This window comes from Streptomyces resistomycificus (assembly GCF_001514265.1).
In the GTDB taxonomy this organism is placed as follows: Bacteria; Actinomycetota; Actinomycetes; order Streptomycetales; family Streptomycetaceae; genus Streptomyces; species Streptomyces resistomycificus.
In genome coordinates, this window is sequence record NZ_KQ949000.1 from 243,657 (window position 1) to 264,037 (window position 20,381).

Consider the following 20,381-nt stretch of genomic DNA (forward strand, 5'->3'; position numbering starts at 1 on the left):
GCGGGGGTGGCGGTTGTATCCCCGGTCAGGCTGTGACCGAACGGTGAACTTCGGCGTCGGTCGGACACTGCCGGAGGAGGGCCACCGCGCGGGTCAGGACCTCCGGGGTCGCGGTGTAGGGCAGGCGCAGGTGGTGGGTGAGGGTGGTGCGGTCGGGCGCGAACAGCGGGCCGGGCGTCAGGGCCAGCCCACGCCGGGCCGCCCGCGCGGCCAGGTCCTGAGCCGTGCCGGTCGCGCCGAGGCGAAGCCACAGGGACAGGCCGCCGTCCGGGACCGTGTACGTCCAGCCGGTCCCGGTGAGCAGGGCCGCGAGGTGGTCGCGCTGGACGCGCAGTCGGGCGCGGCGGTCCTTGAGCACGGCGTCGAGGCCGTCGCCGAGCAGGTCGGCCGCGATGACCTGTTCCAGGGGTGGTGGCGACAGCTGGGCCTGCAGGGGGTTGCGCCGCAGTTCCCGTACGAGGTCCTCCCTCGCCCTGATCCAGCCGACGCGCAGACCGCTCCACAGGGTCTTGCTCGCCGAGCCGATCTGGATGACGCGCGGCCCGGCCAGATGGGGTTCGTCACCGGGCCGGATCCGCAGGTCCAGGTCGCGCATGGTCTCGTCGGCGATCACGGTCAGCGGAAGCCGGGCGACGGCGGCGCGGGCCGGCTCGCCCATGGGCCCCGGTGGGGTTGTGGAAGTCCGGCACGAGATAGGCCAGTCGGGATCCGCCGACGGCCAGACGCCCGGTGTCCCAGCCGTCCGCCGCCGTGACGGGCACGGGAATCAGCCGGGCGCGGCGGCGCCGCAGAACCGCCAGTGCGCCCGGGTATGTGGGGCTTTCCACCACGATCGGGGCCCTGCGGTCGGTGTGGAGGTGGTCGAGGAGCAGGGTGAGTGCGGCCTGGGCGCCGGAGGTGACGAGGATCTGTTCCGGCCGGGTGGCGAGGCCGGCGCGGGTGTAGCGGTCCGCGAGGAGTTCGCGCAGGTGGGGCAGGCCCGCCGTGGCGACTCCGGAGTCGACGAGGAGGGCGGCGCTGCGGTCGACGGCCCGGCCGAGGGCGGCACGGTAGGCGTCGTGCGGAGCGGCCGTGACGGCGAGGGTGAGGTCGAGGTCGGCGTCGGCCGCTCCACCGCGGTCGAGGGACCACGGGGTGGTGCGTTCGGTGAGGCGGGCGGGCAGCCGGACGACGCTGCCGCTGCCGTGCCGGGTGTGCAGCCAGCCGTCGTGGCGGAGCAGGGTGAGGGCGGTGACGACCGTGCCGCGGCTGAGGCCGAGCACGCGGGCGAGTTCCCGCTCGGACGGCAGTCTGGTCCCGGCGGGCAGGCGACCGTCGACGACCGCCTCCCGCACGGCCGCCGACAGGGCGCGGGCCAGCGGTCCCCGCCGGTCGCGCCAGGTGCCGAGGGCGGCGACGAAACCCTGAGTCATTGGTCCAGTTTCCCTCAAGTGGACCAGGCGTCGCGCCCTCCGGTCCGCCTACGCTGCCGGACATGCACCCCACGCTCGCCGACGATCTCGACCGGCTTCCCGCACTCCTGCAGTCCGCCCGCGACCTCGCCGCCCGGGAACTGGCCGGTCTGTCCGAGCGGCCGGTGGTCCACCTCGACACGGCTCCCGGCCGGACGGGCCTTCCGGCCGGGGGCGCCGGTGCGGAGGGCGCGCTGGAGCGGTTCGCCGAACGATGGGCCCCGGGCTTCTCCGGCTCGGCGGGGCCCCGCTACCTGGGCTTCGTGACCGGCGGGGCGACACCAGCGTCGGTCGCCGGGGACTGGCTGACGAGCGCCTACGACCAGAACGGGTCCGGGTCGGCCGGTTCCTGGGCGACAGCCCTGGAGCGGGAGACGGTGGCGTGGCTGCGCGAGCTGTTCGGACTGGGCGAGGCACACAGCGGGGCCTTCGTGACCGGGGCGACCGCGTCGAACACGGTGGGGCTGGCCGTTGCCCGGGAGTGGCTGGGTGAGCGGCTGGGCGTGTCCGTCTCACGGGACGGCGTGGCCGCGCTGGGCCCGGTCGACGTACTGTCCGGCAGCCCGCACTCCAGCATCGGCAAGGCTCTGTCCGTGCTGGGTCTCGGCCGCGACCGACTGCGCCAGGTGCCCGTCCTGGCCGGCAATCGCGAGGCCGTCGACGTCGACGCGCTCGACGCGGCGCTGACCGGGCTCCGCGGACGGCCGGCGATCGTGGTGGCGAACGCCGGCACCGTGAACACCGTCGACTTCGACGACCTGCGGGCGATCGCCGCCCTCAAGGAGCGGCACGAATTCTGGCTGCACGTGGACGCCGCGTTCGGAGCCTTCGCCGCGCTCTCCCCGGCCCACGCGCATCTCGTCGACGGGCTGGACGCGGCCGACTCGGTCTGTGTCGACCTGCACAAGTGGCTCAACGTTCCCTATGACGCGGCCGTCCAGTTCACCCGCCGGCGCGACCTGCAGGTGGCGGTGTTCCACAACGCGTCGCCCTACCTCGGCCTGCCCACCGGCGAACCGGACTTCGTCCATCTGACGCCGGAGAACTCCCGGCGGCTGCGGGCCCTGCCGGCGTGGTTCTCCCTCATGGCGTACGGGAGTGACGGGCACCGCGAGATCGTCGAGCGCAATGCCGCCCTCGCCCGGGCCCTGGGTGTGGGCGTCGCCGGCGTCGAGGGGCTGCGGCTGCTGGCGCCGGTCCGGCTCAACGTCGTCTGCCTCACCCTCGCCGACGAGCCGACGCAGGAGCGCGTGGACGCGCTGGCCCGGGCGGTGGCCGCGTCCGGCGAGACCTTCCTGACGCCGACCGTGTACGCCGGGGTGCCGGGGCTTCGGGCGGCGTTCAGCAACTGGCGTACGGCGGAGGAGGACGTGGAGCGGGTACTGGCGGCGCTCGTCACGGCCTCGGGACAGCTCGAGCGCTCCCCCGTCGGCTGAGGGCGGGGCGCCCTCTCGGGCCCCTCGGTGGCACTCCCTCAAGAATCCTCACGCCGGCCGATCGTGACGCGGAACCCAGGTGAACGCCTCGGCCGTGAGCCCCTGCCCGCGGAGATTGGCGGCGGTCCGCTCCGCCGCCCGCGGGTCCACGTCGGTGACCAGGACCCGGGCGCCTTCCTCGGCGAACCGGCGCGCGGTGGCCGCCCCGATACCGCGGGCGGCACCGGTGACGAGAACTCCGTATCCCTCGAAGCGCTGTGAGTGCGTCATGCGCCGAAGGTAGTGCCGCGGCGATCATCCGGGCAGGTACCGTGCCGCCATGTCCGCGTTCTTGCAGCAACTCCCCGCCCTGCTGGGCGTCGTGGTCGGCGCGCTCGGCTCGTACCTCGCGGTCGTGCGCAGCGACCGGGCGCGGTTCCACCGTGAGCAGACGGCCCGTTGGGAGGACCGCAAGCTCTCCGTGTACGCCGAGTACGCACGGACGTTGAAGATGTCGGTGACCCTGACGTACCGGGTCGCCGCCCATTTCGGCAACGACCCGCACCCCCACCCGTTGTCTCCGCAGGAAGCCGCGCCGCTGATGGTGGAGGCGACTTTGGCCCGGGACCCCTCCGGGGAGGCGCTGATCCTGCTGGGCAGCCCCGAGGTGGTCGAGCGGGCCCGGACGTGGGTGGTCAGTGTGATGGAGATGGAACGGTTCCTGCGCGAGGAGACGCGTGACCCGCAAGGCTGGCAGGCCCTCCTGCAACGGCAGCGCACAGGTCGCGAGGGCTACTACGCGGCCGTCCGGGACGATCTGGCGCTGCCGCCGGGTCACGCGGCGCGCTGGCCGCTGCCGCCCGCGCGGGAGGATGGTCCGGCTCAGCGGTAGCCCGTGGTGTCCGCCGGCTTGTCCGGGTCCTGGACCTCGACGAGGTAGCGCCAGGCGTCCGGGCGGCTGCCGTCGAGGTCGGTGAAGCCGTAGACCCGGGCGAGTCCTCCGCTGGAGAGGGACTCGCCGTTCCAGCGGGCGACGTCGGGGTCGGCGGCGAGCGCGGCCACGGCCCGGCCCACGTACCGGGGTGTCTCGGAGATCGCGAAGTGGGGGACGCGGGTGAGGGCGTCGCGCCAGTTGTCCTCGCGCACCCCGAAGTTGTCGAGCATCATCTCGGACCGCAGCCAGCCGGGGGTGAGGGCGACAGCCGTGGCGCCGCGCGGTTCGAGTTCGTGGGCGAGGGCGTAGGCCATGCGCAGGACGGACGCCTTGGCGAGGTCGTAGAAGAAGCTGACGCGGTAGTTCTCGCGGTTGTACTCCGCGGTTCCGTCGGTCATCTCGACGACCAGCCCGCCGGGGGTGCGCAGGAGCAGCGGCAGGGCGTGGTGGCTGGTGATCGCGTGCGTCTCGACGGCCAGCCGCAGCAGCCTGAGGCCGTTGTCGAGGTCGTGCTCCCAGAGGGGGGTGTCCCAGGCGAAGAGCTTCTCGCCGCCCCAGACGTCGTTGACGAGGACGTCGAGGCGGCCCTGCTCGTCCTCGACGCGGTCGACGAGTGAGCGGACCTGTTCCGGGTCGAGGTGGTCGGTGGGTACGGCGATGCCGTGGCCGCCCGCTTCGGTGACGAGGTCGGCGGTGTCCTCGATGGTCTCGGGCCGGTCGTACTCCGAGCGGCCGGCCCGTGTGCTGCGGCCGGTGACGTACACCGTGGCCCCGGCCGCCCCCAGTTCCACGGCGATGCCCCGCCCGGCCCCCCGGGTCGCCCCGGCGACCAGTGCGACCTTGCCCTTCAGCTGTTCCGGCATGTCCGGCCTCCCGTTTCCCTGCGCGAGTTCGCTGCGCGAGTTCGGTGAACGAATGCGCTGGGCGAGTTCGCCGCGCGTGCGATCGGTTCTCGCTACGAGGGTGCCGGGTAAGCCGGACATCTTCTGTCGTCTTTCAGCGCGGGTTCACCCGGCCGGCCCGCGATGACCCGTCAGTGCCCGCGGGCGATCCACTCCTCCAGGTGGGGAGCCTCGGCGCCGACGGTCGTCGGGTCGCCGTGGCCGGTGAGGACCTTGGTCTCGGGCGGGAGCGCCAGGAGGCGGTCGCGGATCGAGTCGATGATCGTCGGGAAGTGGGAGTAGGAGCGGCCGGTGGCGCCGGGGCCGCCCTGGAAGAGGGTGTCGCCGGTGAAGACGGTGGCGAGGCCCGGGTCGTAGAGGCAGACCGCGCCGGGCGCGTGGCCCGGTGTGTGCAGGACGGTCAGGTCGGCGCCCGCGGCCTCGATGACCTGGCCGTCCTGCAGCCAGGCGTCGGGCTCCCGGTCGGGGTGGGTCTGCTTCCACAGCGGCAGGTCGTCGTGGTGCAGCCAGATGGTGGCTCCGGTGCGCTCGGCGAGGGCGGGTGCCGCGTCGATGTGGTCGTTGTGGGCGTGCGTGCACACGATGGCGGTCAGCCGACGGTCACCGACGGCTTCGACGATGGCGTCGGCGTCGTGGGCGGCGTCGATGACGATCACCTCGTGGTCGTCGCCGACGATCCACACGTTGTTGTCCACGTCCCAGGTGCCGCCGTCGAGCGTGAACTGGCCTGAGGTGACGAGACGTTCGATGCGCGTGGACATCACAGCACCACCACCGAGCGCAGGACGTCGCCGTGGTGCATCCGCTCGAAGGCCTTCTCCACGTCGGTCAGTTCGATCGTCTCGGTCACGAACGCGCCCAGGTCCAGGCGGCCTTGCAGATGCAGGTCGATCAGCATGGGGAAGTCGCGGCTGGGCAGGCAGTCGCCGTACCAGGAGGACTTCAGGGCGCCGCCGCGGCCGAAGACGTCGAGGAGCGGCAGTTCGAGCTTCATCTCCGGGGTGGGCACACCCACCAGCACCACCGTGCCGGCCAGGTCCCGGGCGTAGAACGCCTGCTTGTAGGTCTCCGGGCGGCCGACCGCCTCGATGACGACGTCCGCGCCGAAGCCGCCCGTCAGCTCCCGGATCGCCTCGACGGGATCGGTCTCCCGGGAGTTGACGGTGTGGGTGGCGCCCATGGAGCGGGCGGTCTCCAGTTTACGGTCGTCGATGTCGACCGCGATGATCTTCGCCGCGCCCGCCAGGTTCGCTCCGGCGACCGCCGCGTCCCCGACGCCGCCGCAGCCGATGACGGCGACCGTGTCGCCGCGGCCGACCTGTCCGGTGTTGATCGCGGCTCCGATGCCGGCCATCACTCCGCAGCCCAGCAGGCCCGCCACCTGCGCCGAGACCGACGGGTCCACCTTGGTGCACTGTCCGGCCGCCACCAGGGTCTTCTCGGCGAACGCTCCGATGCCCAGGGCCGGGGACAGCTCCTGGCCGGTGGAGGCGAGGGTCATCTTCTGTTCGGCGTTGTGGGTGTCGAAGCAGTACCACGGCCGCCCACGCAGACAGGCCCGGCAACGCCCGCACACCGCACGCCAGTTGAGGATCACGAAGTCGCCGGGGGCGACGTCCGTCACTCCCGCGCCGACCGACTCGACGATGCCCGCGGCCTCGTGCCCGAGCAGGAAGGGGAAGTCGTCGCTGATGCCGCCCTGCTTGTAGTGCAGGTCGGTGTGGCAGACCCCGCAGGCCTGCACCTGCACCACGGCCTCACCGGGACCGGGGTCCGGTACGACGATCGTCTCCAGTCGCACCGGCTCGTCCTTGCCCGGTGCGATCACGCCGCGTACTTCCTGCGCCATGGTGTCGGCCCCTTCCCTCGGCTCGCGTCTGTCCCTGCCCCGACCCTACGTCTGACTGATCAGTAACGAGACGGCATCACTGGGCGACGCAAACCGGGAGGCACCCCGGGAGGCCGCCGACGTAGCCTGAACGCTCCGCCCGGCACAGGCCCGAAGGAGCGTCGTGAGCATCGCAGAGACCGAGACCGGCCCGCCCGCGTGGCGGCTGATCCTCGGATACGTACGGCCGCACCGCTGGGCGCTGCTGGCGGGCGCCGTGCTCTCGCTGGTCACGGGCGGAACCGGGCTGATGCTGCCGCTGGTGGCCCGGGAGCTGATCGACGACCTGTCGCACGACCGGGCCATCACGGGTTGGCTGGTCCTCATGTCGGCGCTTGTGATCACCAACGCGGCGGTGGGGGCGCTGGGTTCGTACGTACTGCGGCGCACGGCGGAGTCGGTCGTGCTCGGCGCCCGGCGCACCCTGTCGTCGTATCTGCTGCGGCTGCGGATCACGGCCGTGGACCGCAGCGAGCCGGGCGACCTGATGGCCAGGATCACCTCGGACACCACCCTGCTGCGGGAGGTCACCACCGACTCGCTGGTGGGCCTGGGCACCGGCGGGCTCACGCTGATCGCCACGGTGGTCATGATGGGCCTGGTGGACCCGGTGCTGCTCGGCGTCACGCTGGCGGTGATCCTGGGCGCCGGCACGGTCCTCGGCGTGATCGTGCCGCACATCAACCGCGCCAGCCGGCAGGCGCAGGACGCGGTCGGGGTGATGGGCGCCTCGCTGGAGCGGATACTCGGCGCGCTGCGCACGGTGAAGGCATCCGGCGCCGAGCCCCGGGAGGAGCGGACCCTGCACGCGGCGGCCGAGGAGTCGTGGCGGCAGAGCGTGCGGGCCGCCAAGTGGTCGGCCGCGGCGGGCAACACGGCGGGGCTGGCCATGCAGATCGCGTTCATCACGGTGCTCGCGGCAGGCGGGGCGCGGGTGGCGACCGGAGCGATCGACGTGGGCACGCTGGTGGCGTTCCTGCTGTTCGTGTTCTACCTGATGTCGCCGATCCAGCAGGTCGTCGGCGCCGTCACGCAGTACCAGACGGGCGCCGCGGCCCTCACCCGCATCCAGGAGGCGATGCGGCTGCCGGCCGAACCGGCGGCGGCCCCCGCGCCACTGCCGTCCGCGGGCGCGCAGCCGGCGTCCGTGGCCTTCACGGACGTGCGTTTCCGGTACGCCGAGGACCTGCCGTACGTCCATCACGGGGTGACGTTCTCCGTGCCCGCCCAGGGCATGACGGCGTTCGTCGGGCCGTCGGGGGCGGGCAAGACCACCGTGTTCTCGCTCGTCGAGCGGTTCTACGACCCCGAGTCCGGGTCGGTGACGCTCGACGGGCGGGACCTGGCCGACTGGGATCTGCCCCGGCTGCGTGCCGCCATCGGGTACGTGGAGCAGGACGCGCCCGTCCTGTCGGGTTCGCTGCGGGACAACCTGGTGCTGGGCAACCCGGAGGCGGACGAGGACGCCGTAGCCCGGGTGGTGAAGACGACCAGGCTCGACGGCCTGGTGGCGCGGCTGCCGGACGGTCTCGACACGCTGGTCGGGCACCGCGGCACCCGGCTGTCGGGCGGTGAGCGCCAGCGGGTCGCCATCGCCCGCGCGCTGCTGCGCCGCCCGCGGCTGCTGCTTCTGGACGAGGCCACCTCTCAGCTGGACGCGGTGAACGAGGCGGCCCTGCGCGACACCGTCGCCGACGTCGCCCGGACGACCACGGTGCTCGTGGTCGCCCACCGGCTGTCGACGGTCACGATGGCCGACCGGATCGTCGTGATGGACCAGGGCCGGGTGCGTGCGGTGGGTACCCATCGTGAACTGGTCGCCGCCGATCCGCTGTACGCGGAGCTGGCCGCCACACAGTTCCTGGCGACGTCCGGGTGAGCCCGGGCGACGGCCGGCTCGCCCCGCGCGGGCGAGCCGGTCAGCTCTCCAGCCGCCGCAGCCGTTCCGGGTCGCGGGTGCGCGGGCAGGTCACGCAGGCCTCGGCCGGCCGGATCGCGTAGAACATGCAGCAGCCGGCGCGGGTACGGGTGGCGTGCCGTCGGCCGTCGTCACCCACCAGGTGGCGGAAGTCGGCACCGGTGGGGTACGGCGGAACGGGGGCCGGCAGCACCTCGGTGGCCGCCCGCAGCGCGTCGCCCTCCTGGCCGAGCATCCGGCCGAGATACCAGATGCCGGAGACGAGATCGTCGGACACCATGCCCCAGAGGGTGCGCGCCCCGCGTCGCACGGTCGGACCGATCGCCGCCAGCAGCGGCCGCATGTGATCGGCGAGCGCCATCCTCAACGCGGCGCGCAGGTGCTCCTGCTGAGGGAGTGCCATGACGCCGGGCAGTACCGCCAGGCTGTCGTCGGCCAGGCAGGCGACGTCGCTTCCGGGGGTGATCGTGTAGACACCGGAGGCGAGATCGAGGCGCAGGTCCTCGGGCCGGATCCGTGGCACCCGGCGTTCGAGGTACCAGGCTCCACCGGTGAGCACTCCCACGGTCCACGCGTAGTCGTGCAGGGCGCGCGAGGCGGCGACGTCCGGGCGGGCGCGTACACCGTAGCGATCCTCGATACGGGCCGACTCCGCCTCGACGAAGGCGGCCAGCGCATCCTGGTCCGTCATCAGCTCAGCCGCCGTCACGCCCGCTCGGGCCGCATCCTCGCCGGGCTCCGCGACGCGGACGGTCAGGGCCTCGCAGACGTCGGCCAGCCGCCGGTAGAGGTCACCCAGGGCACGTTCCACGGCGGCGTCCGGCGGAGTCTTCACGGCCACGGACATCGGCGCTCCTGCACAGAGAGTTGAGGAAAACTGAATAGGTAAGGCTTACCTTATATTGAGCAGAGCGTGACGCGATCAAGGGGTTCCCACGTCAAGGGGTCGACACGGGCATTTGAGATCTAAAGGAAGGCTAACCTAAGCTCACGGCTCGTGACTGCGACTCAAAGGGGCGCGCCTGCCACAGGTGTGCCCTTCCGTCCCCTACGGCACATCCCAAGGCGCGCGTTCCGTGCCCCGTCCACGGTGGCCGACGCGCTGCTCGGCGATGCCCCCGGACGGGAGGCTCTCGTGGTGACCGGGCCGCGGCCGCCGCGTACGGTCATCGGTCTCGCGGTCGGCGCGGCGCTCGGCGTGGCCGGGGCCGTTGCACAGGCAGGCACCCGCAATCCCCCTGCGCTCTGCGCGCGGGCGCCGGCACGCCGGGCCGGGGACACCGATCCGGTACGGCTCGCCCTGGGCGGGACGGTGTTCCAACTCGCCCTCCTGGCCTGGACGTCGGCGGTGACGCTGATGAGCCGGAGCACCCTCGGCGAGGCACGGCTCCGGCTCGCCGGTTCACTGCCGGGCCGACTCCTGGACACCCTGAGGCCGGTGCTGCCGGCCCTGCCGCCGGGCCCGGCGGTCGCGCCCGCCGTCTCCCCCGCCCTCAACGCCCTTGCGACGGGCGGTGATTCGGCCAGGGCGACCGGCGTGCGGCGGCCGGTGAAGTAAGTCCCGCGATCCGGGGCGGGCCGCCACCACGAGCGCGCCCGCCCCACCACCCCACCCTCCTCCGCCGGAAGTTGTCCGCACGTCATGCACCTGTACCTGCTCGCCCTCAATCCGACCGACTCCGTCACCGAGGGCTTCCTGCCCGCAGCCGGCCGGCTGGGACTGGACGTCACCGTCCTCACCGACCAGCCCGACGCACACCGTGCCACGTACCCGGACGTCGAGGTCCTGGAGTGCGACGTCCGTGACTTCCGGGCCGTGATCACCCTGATCTCCACGTACCACCGGCCCGACGGCGTCTTCACCAACAGCGACCACCTCCAGACCCAGGCCGCACTGGCCGCCGCCTACTTCGAGCTCCCCGGCAAGGACTGGCGGGCCACGCTACGCACCAAGGACAAGGCCGAGATGCGCCGTCGGCTCGCCGTCACCGGGGCCGACTCCGTGTGGTCGGCCGAGCTCACCGAACCCGCCGCTCTCGACGCGCCGTACCCCTGTGTGGTCAAGCCGCGCGAGGGCGTGGCCAGCGAGGACGTCGTCCTCGTCGAGAACGCGGAGCAGTTGGTGACGTGCTCCAAGGAGATCCTGGGCCGGCGACCGGGTGCCGTCCTGGTCGTCGAGGAGTACCTCCCCGGCGAGCTGTACACACTGGAGACGCTGGGCGACGGCCGCGTCCGCCACGTCCTGGGCGGCTTCCACACCGAGCTGTCGCCGCCGCCGTACTTCGTCGAGGAGAGCCTCACCTTCGTTTCGGCGCATCCCGAGCCGGTCCTCGCCCAGGTCCTGGCGCAACTGGACGCGCTGGGCGTCGCGTTCGGCGCCTGTCACACCGAGTTCGTGGTGCACGCGGGGCGGGCGCGGATCATCGAGGTCAACTACCGCGCCATCGGCGACCAGTGCGATCTGCTGCTGGCCCGGCTGCTGGAGATGCCGCTCTTCGAGCACATCCTGCGCACCCACCTCGGCGAGCCGCTCCCGGCCGGCCTGGGCACGCGCCGCGACGGGGCCGCGCGCGTGGAGTACCCGTGCGCGGACCGCGCCGGAACCCTCGTCGACGCCCCCGACGCCGCCGACCTCGAGGTCGACGGAGTGCGTCTGACGTACCGTCCACTGCGGTCGGTGGGTGACCGGCACGAGCTGTACCGCACCAACCGGGACTACCTGGGCGTCCTGCGGGCCACCGGCACCGACCAGCCGACGGTGGACCGCGTGTGCGCCGAGTTCCTGGCGACCCGGCGCTGGGAGATCCAGCCGTGACGACGTCGAGCACCGACCCCGCCGGAGCGACACCGGCGGGCTCCGCCCCGGACCCCTGCGAGGCGGAACTCCTCACCCGCGTGCTGAGTGCCCTGGTGCGCGAGGACGTCGTCGGGCTGCGTACCCGGAGCACCCTCGTGCACAGGCCGGACGGTGACTGGCTGCGGCTGACGGCACCGGAGGGCGACGCTCTGCTGCTGCCGGTGGGCGAGGACGGCTATCAGTGCGCGTACGCCGCGCGGTCGCCGCTGCTCGTGCGGGAGTCGGACGGCCGTGAGCTGACCTCGTACGACAACGTCCTGGACGCGTTGCGTGCGCTCGCCGACCCCGAGGACCGGGACGGCTTCGACGCGTTCACCGAGGAGTGCCGGCAGACGCTGGCGACGATGCGGCTGCACGCGGCGACCCGGCAGGATGTGGCCGGGCTGTTGACCGCCCGGCACGGCGAGGACCCGGCCCGCTGGAAAGGCCTGCGTGCCGGGACGGCGTACGACGCGCTGGCCGCGCGCCTCGACCACCCCGTGTATCCCACCGCGCGTGGACGCTCAGGACTGACCGAGGACCAACTGCGCTCCTACGCGCCGGAGTTCCACCCACAGTTCGCGCTGCGGTGGATCGCCCTCCCGCGCGACGCGGTGTCCCTGACGGGCACGCTCCCACCGCTGTGGCCCACGCCGGCGACGCTCGGCCTGCCGGAGGTGGAGCGCACACATGTGGCGCTGCCCGTCCACCCGTTGACCGTCGGCGCCCCGCTCGACGAGGCGCTTCGGTCCACCAATCTCGCCGGCGGCGCCCTACTCGCCGACACGGCACATCTCGACGTCGTGCCGACGCTGTCGATGCGTACCGTGGCCACCACCGCGGACCCGTCCCTGCACCTCAAACTCCCGCTGGCGACCTCCACGTTAGGCCTGCGCAACAAACGGTGCATCAAGCCCGGGACACTCGTGGACGGCGCGGCCGGGCAGCGCCTGCTGGAGGCGGTCGTCGCCCGCGAGCCACGCTTCCGAGACTCGGTCCTGCACGCCGACGAGACTACGTACGCACACGCCGGGCACGAACTGCTCGCTGTCCTGTGCCGCCGTCACCCGGCCGGGCTTGACGACTCGGTGATCGTCCCGATGGCGGCCCTCCTCGCCGCGGCCCCCGACGGGCGACCCGTCATCGACCACCTGGCCGACCGCTTCCACGCCGGGGATCCGCTCGCCCTCCTCGACGCCTGTCTGACCCTGCTGTTCGACTGGCAGACCACGCTGTTCGGGTACGGCATCGCCCTGGAGTCGCACCAGCAGAACATCTCACTGGTACTGCGACCGGGCAGCTTGCGGCTGCTGTTCAAGGACAACGACGGTCCCCGCGTCAACAGCGCGCGGCTGGACGCCGTCCTCCCCGGGCCCTGGGGGTTCGACGACCCGCGTACCTTCGCGCCGGACGACACTCCGGTCGCCGACCTGTTCGCCACCGTGACCGTCCATCTGTGCGCGGGTGCCTACGCGTTCGGGCTCGCCCGGCAGGGGCGCGCCCCGCTGCCCGTACTGCTGGGGCTGGTGCGGGACCGGCTGGCGGAGGCTGTCGGCCGGCTCGGCGGGGAGGCCGGTGACGTGCTGCGCGCCCGGGTCCTGGACGCGCCGGAGCTGCCGGTCAAGGCGATGGTCTCGGCCGGGACGCTGCTGTCGAAGCAGAGGTCGGGCGCGGCCGACATCAACAAGCACTACACCACGGGCCCCAACTACCTGCTGCCCAGAGGGTGTTCGGCATGAGTGCCGACGCCGCGCGGATCCCGCGCTCCTCGTTCGGGCGGGGCCGGGTGCACGCGGTGGCGGGCTGCTACGTCGTGACATCCGCCGGTTTCGCATCCCGCGGTGGCGGGCCGTCACTTCGCGGCATCCGCCGGTTCGCGTCCCGCGGCGGTGGCGGGCGGCGACGTCGTGACATCCGCCGGTTCGCATCCGGCGGTGGCGGGCCGTCACTTCGCGGCATCCGCCGGTTCGCGTCCCGCGCTGACAGCCGTACGGCTGCCGCCGGGCGCCGGGCCCGCCCGCGGGCCGGCGTGTCTGCGGGTGCCGGCAGTCGACTGCCCCCAGGGCCGGTCGCCCGGCGGGCTGTTCCGCTCGCCGGAGTTCTTCTCCCAGGCCGGCGCGGTCGCCGCCGGCCTGGCCGCGGCGGCGGGCAGCGTCCGCTTCGGGCCGGCCGCGCCCGTGCTGACCGGCGGTGCCGCCGCGACCGTCACCATCCTCGCGTCCGCTCTCCCCTCGCCGAAGTTCCGCACCCGCTGGAGCCGTTGATGTCCTCGCTGACCCACTCGCCGCAGAGCACCGCCGCCCCCGCCGGACTGCCCCCCGCCGACGAGGTGGTGGCCCACACCCTCCTGAACTGTCTGCTGCGCGAGGTGTCGGGCCCCGAACGCCAGTCCGTCGTCGCCGACGGACGTCTGCTGCTGCGGCTGCCACGCCGCGGGGTGCTGCTGCGCGTGGCCCTGCGCCGCACCTCACTGCTCGGCGCGCACCGGTTCACCGGCCCGGTGACCGAGCAGCGCGAGGACGGCTGGACGGCGGTGGACTGGCGGCGCCTGGCCGAGTACACACACGACGAACTGTCGCTGCGCACCGGCGTGCGCAACGAGGAGTTCCTGGAGCAGATCGCCTCCAGCCACGCGGCGGTCACGACCGCCCTGGCCGGCGCACGAGCCGAGCGGCAACCCTCCGACCACCTCTCCGCCTACCTGTCCTCCGAGCAGTCGCTGCTGTTCGGGCACCGCTTCCACCCGACCCCCAAGGCCCGCACCGGTGACCCGCGCGCCTGGTCCGCCTACGCTCCGGAGGCCGGCGCCGTCTTCCCCCTGCGGCACCTCGCGGTCCGCGACCACCTGATCGCCGAGGAACACGTCCACCCGACGGCCCTGGCGCCACTCGACGGCCGGCGCGGGGACCTCCCCGACGGTTACCGCCTCCTGCCCGCCCACCCCTGGCAGTACGAGACGCTCAGCGAGCACCCGGCGCTGCGCGCGGCGCTCGCCGACGGCGACGTCCTCGACCTCGGCCCGGGCGGACAGCCCTTCGCCGCCACCGCCTCCGTACGCACCCTGTACGACGGTGAGACGTTCCTGAAGTTCAGCCTGAACGTGCGGATCACCAACTGTGTTCGCAAGAACAGCAGTTACGAGCTGTCCGGCGCCGTCGCGCTCACCCGGGTCCTGGCACCGGCCTTCGCCGACCTGGCCGAGCGCTTCCCCGGCAGTGCCGTGCTCCGCGAGCCCGCCTACCGCACCCTCGCCCTGCCGGGCCCCGACGGCACACCCGACCGCGCACTGTTCGAGGGTTTCGGCGTCATCGTCCGCGAGGGCCTGCCCGGGCGGCTCGCACCGGGCACCACTCCCCTGCTCGCCGCCGCGGTGGCCGACGAGTACCCGAGCGGCGCGGCCCACATCTCGCGCCTCCTCGACGGCACGGACGAGCGGCGGGCCCTCGACTGGTGGTCGGCCTACCTCGACCTGCTCCTGCCGCCCGTGCTGGCCGCCTACTTCGACCACGGCCTGGTCCTGGAACCCCACCTCCAGAACGTCCTGGTCTGCGTCGACGGCGACGGCATGCCCGCCCAGGTCCTCTTCCGCGACCTGGAGGGAACCAAGCTGGTCCCCGAGCACCACACCGACACGATCGCCGAACTGCCACCCGAGGTGGCGGCCCCGATGACGTACGACGCGCAGCGCGGCTGGGACCGGGTCGTGTACTGCCTGCTGGTCAACCACGTCGCCGAGCTGCTTGCCGCCCTGGCCGACCTGCATCCGCGGGCCGAGGCAGCGCTGTGGCGTCGGGTGCGGGACAGCCTGCGGGCGTACGCGGACCGCAGCGGCTGCCCACCGCGCCTGGCCGCCCTGCTCGCGGGAGTGCCACTGCCCGCCAAGGCCAACCTGCTCACCCGCTGGGAGCGCAAGGCCGACCGCGAGGCCGGCTACGTCCGGCTGCCGTCCCCTCTCGCCGCGGACGTTCTGCGCGACCCCACCAGGAGCACCCGATGACCGACCCGACCCCCACCGTCCGCGACCACGCGTTGGCCCTGTCCTGCGCCGAACTGCCGGCGTACGTCTACGATGTGGCCGCCCTGCGTCAGCACGCCGCCGCCGTGCGGGAGGCTCTCCCGGAGCGGGTCGAGCTGTACTACGCCGCCAAGGCCAACCCCGAGCCGGAGATCCTCACCGCGCTGGGGCCGTACGTCGACGGCTACGAGGTCGCCTCAGGCGGCGAACTCGCCCATGTCGCCGCAGCGATGCCGGGCCGACCGCTCGCCTTCGGGGGTCCCGGCAAGACACCGGACGAGGTGGCGGCCGCGCTGGAACACGGGGTCGAGCGCTTCCACGTCGAGAGCGAGCACGAGCTGTGCGTGCTGGCCGAGTTGGCGAGGCGACACGCGCCGGGGCGACGGGTGGCGGTGCTGCCCCGGGTCAACCTGCCGGTCGCGGAAGGCGCGTTGGCGGGCAGTTCGCTGGCCATGGGCGGCCGGCCCGCGCCCTTCGGCATGGACCCCGACCGGGCCCGCGAGGTCGTCCGCGCGCTCGCCGAAGGCGTCTACGCTCACCTCGAACTGCGGGGCGTGCACGCCCACTTGGCGAGCGGCCTGGAAGCCGCCGGGCAACTGGCGGTGGCCGAGTCCGTGGTCGCTTGGGCGACCGGCCTCGGCGTGCCGCTCGCCGAAGTGAACGTGGGGGGCGGCATGACCGTCGACTACGCCCACCCGGAGCGCCGCTTCGACTGGGCCGCGTACGGCGGAGGTCTCGCCGGGCTGACCGAGGCGCATCCGGGCCTCACCGTGCGCATCGAGCCGGGGCGGGCGCTGACGGCGTACTGCGGCTGGTACGTCACCGAGGTGCTGGACGTGAAGCGCAGTCACGGCGAGGAGTTCGCCGTCGTCCGGGGCGGTACCCACCATCTGCGGACCCCGGCCACGAAGGGACACGACCAACCGTGTTCCGTGCTGAGGGTGGAGGCCTGGCCGCATCCGTGGCCGCGGCCGGCGGCCGAGGGCGGGCGGATCACCCTGTCCGGACAACTGTGCACCCCGAAGGACCTGTTGGCGCGCGGGGTGCCGGCGCCGGGCCTCAGGGCCGGTGACCGGGTGGCGTTCTCACTGGCGGGCGCCTACGCCTGGAACATCTCGCACCACGACTTCCTGATGCACCCGAGGCCCGGATTCCACTTCCTCGGCGCAGAGTCGGCGTGACAGGACGCGCCGCTCACACGCCGAGGGCCGCCCGGACATCCGGGCGGCCCTCGGGATTCAGGCGGGTGCGGTCAGGCCTCGACGGCGGGCAGCAGCCCGGTGACCGGGGCTGCGAGGTCGGTGACCTGGTGCAGCTCGTTCAGTTTGTCGAGCTCCTGGACGCGGTTGAGTGCGGCCAGCTGCTGGGAGATCCGCGGGACCTCGTCCTGGTGGGCCGCGGGGATGTCGCCCACGGTGAGCGCGTCGAGCGCGGTGACGGGGTTGAACTGGCCGCCGCCCGGGGCGGCCGCGTCGGCCGCCTGCGCGAGCGGTGCGGCGAGGCCGGTGACCCCGACGGCGAGACCCACGGCGGCGACGATACGTCGTGTTGAGATCATGCCCTCAGCAACGCCGGCGGGCCGGTGCCGGACACGGCCGCCGGGCGCCGCTCACCCGTGAGGCGGAGCGCGCGGACTGGGCTTGCCGGGCCCGCCGGGGCGGAGGAGTCTCTAAGGAGGAGGTCCTGGCGGCCCGCTCCCTCGCCGGGTCGCAGCCCTCGGAGGAGGTCACCATGGGAACCACGGCACGCTCCGGCTTCGACACCGAGACCCTGCGCCGGGGCATCGAAGGACAGACCGCGGCGACACTGCTGTCGCTCTACGCGGACGACGCGGAACTACGCGTCGTGGACCGCAACACCCAGCCGAGCCACCCCATGGTCCTGCACGGCAGGACCGAGATCGAGGCCATGCTCAACGACGTCTACAGCCGCGACATGACGCACAAGATGGAGCACTGCGTCGTGCAGGAGGACCGCGTCGCGTTCAGCGAGAGCTGCGAATACCCCGACGGGGTACGCGTACTCGCGGAGTCGATGATGTCGCTGCGGGACGGGAAGATCGTCGAACAGACCATCATCCAGGCCTGGGACGAGTAGCGGCGGGGAGACCGCTACTGACCGTGGTACGGCCTCCGTTAGGCTGGTCGCGGGCCGTGACTGGCGCTGAGGTGGAGCACCACCGGGGAGCGGCCCGCTCAACCGAATGCCGTGCGCCTGGGCGATCCCGTCGAATCAGCTCAGGAGTGGATCATGTCTCAGGCCCGGCTCATGGAGGGCACCGCGCTCGCCCGGCGCACGCTGGAAACCACCGCCAAGCGCGCTGCCCACCTCACCGAGCGCACGGGCCAGGCACCCTGTCTGGCGACCGTGCTGGTCGGTGAGGACCCAGCGTCCGTCACGTACGTCCGCATGAAGCGGAACCGCTGCCGCGCGGCAGGTATCGAGTCACGGCACGTGGCGCTGCCCGCCGCCACGACGACCGAGGAACTCGTCGGCGTGCTCCGCACCCTGTCGCACGACCCCGCGGTGCACGGCATCCTGCTCCAGCACCCGATGGGTGCGCACATCGACGAGCGGGCCGCGTTCGAGGCGATCGCGCCCGAGAAGGACGTCGACGGCGTCACCTTCGCCTCCTTCGCCACCATGAGCTTCGGGCTGCCGGGCTTCGTGTCCTGCACGCCGGGCGGGATCATGCGGCTGCTCGACGAGTACGACGTGGACCCGGCGGGCAAGCGGGCGGTGGTCGTCGGCCGCAGCGCGATCCTGGGCAAGCCGGCCGGCATGCTGCTGCTCGCCCGCGACGCGACCGTCACCTATTGCCACTCCCGCACCCGGGACCTGTCGGCGGCCGTCCGGGAGGCGGACATCGTGGTCGCCGCCGTGGGCCGGCCACGGCTGATCAAGGGCCAGGACATCAAGCCCGGCGCGGTGGTCGTCGACGCCGGGTACAACGCCGGGAACGTCGGCGACGTCGACTTCGACTCCGCCGCGGAACGGGCCTCGCTGATCACGCCGGTGCCGGGCGGTGTCGGACCGATGACGATCGCCACGCTGCTGGAGCAGACGGTGGACGCCGCCGCCCGGCAGACCGGGGACCGGGGAGTCTGATCAGCGCATCCCGTCAACGCATCCAGGCGCTGTAGTCCATGACGTCGCCCGCCCGGACGCCGTACTCGGGCTCGTCCACCGTGAAGGTGGTCTCGAGACCGAGGACGGCACCGGTGGCCGCGTCCATGATCAGCATCCGGCGGGTGCCGTGGGTGTCGTACACGTACGCCTGCCCGTGCCGGCCGAGGCGGTCGGTCACCCGGCCGGCCGGCCGCAGCCCTTCGGCCTCCCCGAGCAGCCGCGCCACTGCCGCGTTCTCGCGGGCGCCGAGGGTCCAGTGGTCGAGCAACACCGCGACCGCGTGGAGGAGTTCGGGCGTGCTGAGTGGTGTGTCGCGGTACTCGGTCTCCTGCAGGTAGGCGCGCAGCCGCGCCGGGTCGCGCGGGGGCGGCGACTGCGGCGGTGCGTCGCTCCAACTCGGCCCGAAGGTCCGCCTGCTGATGACGTGGCCGTCCTCGACCTGGCGCGGTTCGCCGTCCGCGTCGGACAGCACCGGCCGGCCCGGGCGCCTCGGGTCGGTCGCCACGACCAGCTCCGTGTGGCTGTCGTCGGCCTTCCAGCGCACGATCCGCTCCTCGGCGAACGTGACCGGGGCCCTGTCGTCGGACATCCCCATGCTCCAGGACAGGACATGGGTGCCCTTGCGCAGCCCGGGCGAGCCGTCCGCCGCGGCCCGCTCCGCCCGATCGGCCAACCGCCCGAGCGGCAGGGGGGTGGAGTCGGCCTGAACGACCAGCGGAAGGGGGGCCGCCACCGCTGGGGGTGTGCTCGGCCCGCCGATCACGAGGGTCAGCGCGAGGGCGGCGACCACGGTCGTGGCGACCATGCCCCAGAGCAGACGGGCGCGTCCTCGCCGGCCGACGGTCGGCTCGTCGTGCAACAGCCGGTTCAGGCGCCGCTCGGCGTGGTGGTCCAGGGGGCCGTCACCGAAGTGGGCCGCGTCGACCGGGACCGGATTGGCGTGGCGCAGGAGTTCCAGTTCGTCAGCCATGGCCGTGTTCCTTCGACGAGATCGAGGAGTGCGCCGGGGTCGTCCGGCTCGACGGGTACGCCACGGGAGACGAGGGCGCCGTGCTCGGCGGAGACCCCCAGCACGATTGGGGTGCTCTGTCCGGCGCAGACGGCGTGTACGACCGAGCCAACCCGTCCGACCGAGACGGCCCATCCGACCCGGACGGCCCCTCCGACCGAGACGCCATGTGCGACGCAGACGGCCCGACCGACGGAGGCGCCATACGGGACGCAGGCCGCCCGGTCGGCGGAGACGCCATGTGCGTGTCCGCGGCGGGCGCCGCCGGACTCAGGCGGTCGATCTCGGCTCTCAGCCGGCGGCGGGCGCGGTGCAGCCGCATCGACGCGGCCCGGCTGCCGCAGCCGAGGACGACGGCGACCTCGTCGAGGCCGAGTTCCTCCCAGGCCGTCAGCCGCAGCACCTCCTGGTCGGACGGGGAGAGCCGGGCGAGAGCCTCGTGCACCCACCCGCCCGGGGTCTCGGCGTCGGGGCCCGCCGCGATGTGCCGCCTGTGCGCGGTGTCGTCGTTGCCGAGCCGGGCCAGGAGCCGGCGGCGGCGCCCATGGCCGCGTACCGCGTTCGCCAGGCAGTTGCGTGCCACGCCGTACAGCCACGGCAGCGGGGACTCGGGCAGGTCGGTCCGGCGGCGCCAGGCCACCGTGAACACGTCCGCCACCACTTCCTCCACCTCGCCGGCCCGCCCGTCCAACCGCCGCGCGACATAGCGGCTGACCGCCCAGTAGTGCTCGCGATAGGCAGCGGCGAAGTCCTCGTCGTTGCTCATGTTCCGTTCGTGTCCGGCACCCTCGTGATCGTCACACCCGAATTCCGTGACGCTTGTCGCCCTCGTCGAGTGTGACCGGTGGGCCTGCCTCGGACACAGGCGGGGCATGAGACACCTG

The 20,381-nt window shown here is 73.1% G+C and carries 19 protein-coding genes, 2 pseudogenes and 1 riboswitch; of the genes and pseudogenes, 11 read left to right on the forward strand and 10 right to left on the reverse strand.

The window, feature by feature from the left end; translation table 11 throughout:
• Window positions 1-25: 25 nt before the first annotated feature.
• Complete coding sequence (locus AQJ84_RS44475) at window positions 26-595, reverse strand: aminotransferase class I/II-fold pyridoxal phosphate-dependent enzyme (RefSeq protein ID WP_225889209.1); 570 nt, start codon at window positions 593-595, stop codon at window positions 26-28.
• The gene (locus tag AQJ84_RS44480) at window positions 561-1,412 is read right to left on the reverse strand and encodes an aminotransferase class I/II-fold pyridoxal phosphate-dependent enzyme (protein ID WP_225889211.1); all 852 of its coding nucleotides are present in this window, start codon (window positions 1,410-1,412) and stop codon (window positions 561-563) included. The genes AQJ84_RS44475 and AQJ84_RS44480 overlap by 35 nt, the downstream gene beginning before the upstream one ends.
• A gap of 62 nt (window positions 1,413-1,474) precedes the next feature.
• Between AQJ84_RS44480 and AQJ84_RS32790 the strand changes: the two genes are divergently transcribed.
• Window positions 1,475-2,887: a pyridoxal phosphate-dependent decarboxylase family protein gene (locus tag AQJ84_RS32790; protein WP_030042800.1), complete on the forward strand. Its 1,413-nt coding sequence runs from the start codon at window positions 1,475-1,477 to the stop codon at window positions 2,885-2,887.
• A gap of 84 nt (window positions 2,888-2,971) precedes the next feature.
• Here AQJ84_RS32790 and AQJ84_RS32795 read toward each other — a convergent pair.
• Window positions 2,972-3,157: pseudogene (locus AQJ84_RS32795) on the reverse strand (SDR family NAD(P)-dependent oxidoreductase); the annotation flags it as partial.
• Between the two features lie 49 nt (window positions 3,158-3,206).
• Here AQJ84_RS32795 and AQJ84_RS32800 point away from each other — a divergent pair.
• Window positions 3,207-3,758, forward strand: a complete 552-nt coding sequence (locus tag AQJ84_RS32800) for a hypothetical protein (RefSeq protein WP_030042802.1) — start codon at window positions 3,207-3,209, stop codon at window positions 3,756-3,758.
• On the opposite strand, the gene AQJ84_RS32805 is transcribed toward AQJ84_RS32800, so the two are convergent.
• From AQJ84_RS32805 to AQJ84_RS32815, 3 genes are all read right to left on the reverse strand, one after another.
• Window positions 3,749-4,663, reverse strand: a complete 915-nt coding sequence (locus tag AQJ84_RS32805; RefSeq protein WP_030042803.1) for an SDR family oxidoreductase — start codon at window positions 4,661-4,663, stop codon at window positions 3,749-3,751. The two genes, AQJ84_RS32800 and AQJ84_RS32805, sit on opposite strands and share 10 nt — an antisense overlap.
• Window positions 4,664-4,833: 170 nt before the next feature.
• Window positions 4,834-5,463 carry an MBL fold metallo-hydrolase gene (locus tag AQJ84_RS32810; RefSeq protein WP_030042804.1) on the reverse strand — a complete coding sequence of 210 codons (630 nt, stop codon included), beginning with the start codon at window positions 5,461-5,463 and terminating at the stop codon, window positions 4,834-4,836.
• Complete coding sequence (locus AQJ84_RS32815; protein ID WP_030042805.1) at window positions 5,463-6,551, reverse strand: S-(hydroxymethyl)mycothiol dehydrogenase; 1,089 nt, start codon at window positions 6,549-6,551, stop codon at window positions 5,463-5,465. Before AQJ84_RS32815 ends, AQJ84_RS32810 begins: the two co-directional genes overlap by 1 nt.
• A 163-nt stretch (window positions 6,552-6,714) precedes the next feature.
• Between AQJ84_RS32815 and AQJ84_RS32820 the strand changes: the two genes are divergently transcribed.
• Window positions 6,715-8,469 carry an ABC transporter ATP-binding protein gene (locus AQJ84_RS32820; RefSeq protein WP_053190402.1) on the forward strand — a complete coding sequence of 585 codons (1,755 nt, stop codon included), beginning with the start codon at window positions 6,715-6,717 and terminating at the stop codon, window positions 8,467-8,469.
• A 40-nt stretch (window positions 8,470-8,509) separates the two neighbouring features.
• Here the strand turns inward: AQJ84_RS32820 and AQJ84_RS32825 are convergent, their stop codons facing one another.
• A complete protein-coding gene (locus AQJ84_RS32825) occupies window positions 8,510-9,355 on the reverse strand; it encodes a (2Fe-2S)-binding protein (RefSeq protein ID WP_030042809.1) in 846 nt (281 codons plus the stop codon).
• Window positions 9,356-9,646: 291 nt separating this feature from the next.
• Here AQJ84_RS32825 and AQJ84_RS32830 point away from each other — a divergent pair, with 291 nt between their 5' ends.
• From AQJ84_RS32830 to AQJ84_RS32855, 6 genes are all read left to right on the forward strand, one after another.
• On the forward strand, window positions 9,647-10,066 hold the full coding sequence (locus AQJ84_RS32830; RefSeq protein ID WP_259294279.1) for an iron chelate uptake ABC transporter family permease subunit: 420 nt from the start codon (window positions 9,647-9,649) through the stop codon (window positions 10,064-10,066).
• Between the two features lie 84 nt (window positions 10,067-10,150).
• Complete coding sequence (locus AQJ84_RS32835; protein ID WP_030042811.1) at window positions 10,151-11,323, forward strand: ATP-grasp domain-containing protein; 1,173 nt, start codon at window positions 10,151-10,153, stop codon at window positions 11,321-11,323.
• Window positions 11,320-13,083 (forward strand): IucA/IucC family protein, encoded by a 1,764-nt coding sequence (locus tag AQJ84_RS32840; RefSeq protein WP_030042812.1) that lies wholly within the window; start codon window positions 11,320-11,322, stop codon window positions 13,081-13,083. The genes AQJ84_RS32835 and AQJ84_RS32840 overlap by 4 nt, the downstream gene beginning before the upstream one ends.
• Before the next feature lie 102 nt (window positions 13,084-13,185).
• Window positions 13,186-13,608: a hypothetical protein gene (locus AQJ84_RS43800; RefSeq protein WP_053190403.1), complete on the forward strand. Its 423-nt coding sequence runs from the start codon at window positions 13,186-13,188 to the stop codon at window positions 13,606-13,608.
• Window positions 13,608-15,341, forward strand: coding sequence for an IucA/IucC family protein (locus AQJ84_RS32850; protein WP_053190404.1), 1,734 nt, complete (start codon window positions 13,608-13,610; stop codon window positions 15,339-15,341). Before AQJ84_RS43800 ends, AQJ84_RS32850 begins: the two co-directional genes overlap by 1 nt.
• Window positions 15,338-16,540: a type III PLP-dependent enzyme gene (locus tag AQJ84_RS32855; RefSeq protein WP_030042815.1), complete on the forward strand. Its 1,203-nt coding sequence runs from the start codon at window positions 15,338-15,340 to the stop codon at window positions 16,538-16,540. The genes AQJ84_RS32850 and AQJ84_RS32855 overlap by 4 nt, the downstream gene beginning before the upstream one ends.
• A gap of 71 nt (window positions 16,541-16,611) precedes the next feature.
• On the opposite strand, the gene AQJ84_RS32860 is transcribed toward AQJ84_RS32855, so the two are convergent.
• The gene (locus tag AQJ84_RS32860; protein ID WP_030042816.1) at window positions 16,612-16,917 is read right to left on the reverse strand and encodes a hypothetical protein; all 306 of its coding nucleotides are present in this window, start codon (window positions 16,915-16,917) and stop codon (window positions 16,612-16,614) included.
• A gap of 173 nt (window positions 16,918-17,090) precedes the next feature.
• Here AQJ84_RS32860 and AQJ84_RS32865 point away from each other — a divergent pair, with 173 nt between their 5' ends.
• Both AQJ84_RS32865 and AQJ84_RS32870 read left to right on the forward strand, forming a co-directional pair.
• Window positions 17,091-17,456, forward strand: a complete 366-nt coding sequence (locus AQJ84_RS32865; RefSeq protein ID WP_030042817.1) for a nuclear transport factor 2 family protein — start codon at window positions 17,091-17,093, stop codon at window positions 17,454-17,456.
• A 46-nt stretch (window positions 17,457-17,502) separates the two neighbouring features.
• Window positions 17,503-17,586, forward strand: a riboswitch (ZMP/ZTP riboswitch).
• A 23-nt stretch (window positions 17,587-17,609) separates the two neighbouring features.
• Window positions 17,610-18,467, forward strand: a complete 858-nt coding sequence (locus tag AQJ84_RS32870; RefSeq protein WP_030042818.1) for a bifunctional 5,10-methylenetetrahydrofolate dehydrogenase/5,10-methenyltetrahydrofolate cyclohydrolase — start codon at window positions 17,610-17,612, stop codon at window positions 18,465-18,467.
• Window positions 18,468-18,480: 13 nt separating this feature from the next.
• Here AQJ84_RS32870 and AQJ84_RS32875 read toward each other — a convergent pair whose 3' ends face one another.
• Complete coding sequence (locus tag AQJ84_RS32875; protein WP_030042819.1) at window positions 18,481-19,458, reverse strand: CU044_5270 family protein; 978 nt, start codon at window positions 19,456-19,458, stop codon at window positions 18,481-18,483.
• Between the two features lie 301 nt (window positions 19,459-19,759).
• Window positions 19,760-20,263, reverse strand: a pseudogene (locus AQJ84_RS32880) (RNA polymerase sigma factor); the annotation flags it as partial.
• Between the last annotated feature and the right edge of the window lie 118 nt (window positions 20,264-20,381).

Excerpts from the sequence above, each read along its gene's own strand:
- AQJ84_RS44475 (WP_225889209.1), bottom strand. The coding sequence starts at position 595 with ATGCGCGACCTGGACCTGCGGATCCGGCCCGGTGACGAACCCCATCTG.
- AQJ84_RS44480 (WP_225889211.1), bottom strand. The coding sequence starts at position 1,412 with ATGACTCAGGGTTTCGTCGCCGCCCTCGGCACCTGGCGCGACCGGCGG.
- AQJ84_RS32790 (WP_030042800.1), top strand. The coding sequence starts at position 1,475 with ATGCACCCCACGCTCGCCGACGATCTCGACCGGCTTCCCGCACTCCTG.
- AQJ84_RS32800 (WP_030042802.1), top strand. The coding sequence starts at position 3,207 with ATGTCCGCGTTCTTGCAGCAACTCCCCGCCCTGCTGGGCGTCGTGGTC.
- AQJ84_RS32805 (WP_030042803.1), bottom strand. The coding sequence starts at position 4,663 with ATGCCGGAACAGCTGAAGGGCAAGGTCGCACTGGTCGCCGGGGCGACC.
- AQJ84_RS32810 (WP_030042804.1), bottom strand. The coding sequence starts at position 5,463 with ATGTCCACGCGCATCGAACGTCTCGTCACCTCAGGCCAGTTCACGCTC.
- AQJ84_RS32815 (WP_030042805.1), bottom strand. The coding sequence starts at position 6,551 with ATGGCGCAGGAAGTACGCGGCGTGATCGCACCGGGCAAGGACGAGCCG.
- AQJ84_RS32825 (WP_030042809.1), bottom strand. The coding sequence starts at position 9,355 with ATGTCCGTGGCCGTGAAGACTCCGCCGGACGCCGCCGTGGAACGTGCC.
- AQJ84_RS32835 (WP_030042811.1), top strand. The coding sequence starts at position 10,151 with ATGCACCTGTACCTGCTCGCCCTCAATCCGACCGACTCCGTCACCGAG.
- AQJ84_RS32850 (WP_053190404.1), top strand. The coding sequence starts at position 13,608 with ATGTCCTCGCTGACCCACTCGCCGCAGAGCACCGCCGCCCCCGCCGGA.
- AQJ84_RS32855 (WP_030042815.1), top strand. The coding sequence starts at position 15,338 with ATGACCGACCCGACCCCCACCGTCCGCGACCACGCGTTGGCCCTGTCC.
- AQJ84_RS32860 (WP_030042816.1), bottom strand. The coding sequence starts at position 16,917 with ATGATCTCAACACGACGTATCGTCGCCGCCGTGGGTCTCGCCGTCGGG.
- AQJ84_RS32865 (WP_030042817.1), top strand. The coding sequence starts at position 17,091 with ATGGGAACCACGGCACGCTCCGGCTTCGACACCGAGACCCTGCGCCGG.
- AQJ84_RS32870 (WP_030042818.1), top strand. The coding sequence starts at position 17,610 with ATGTCTCAGGCCCGGCTCATGGAGGGCACCGCGCTCGCCCGGCGCACG.
- AQJ84_RS32875 (WP_030042819.1), bottom strand. The coding sequence starts at position 19,458 with ATGGCTGACGAACTGGAACTCCTGCGCCACGCCAATCCGGTCCCGGTC.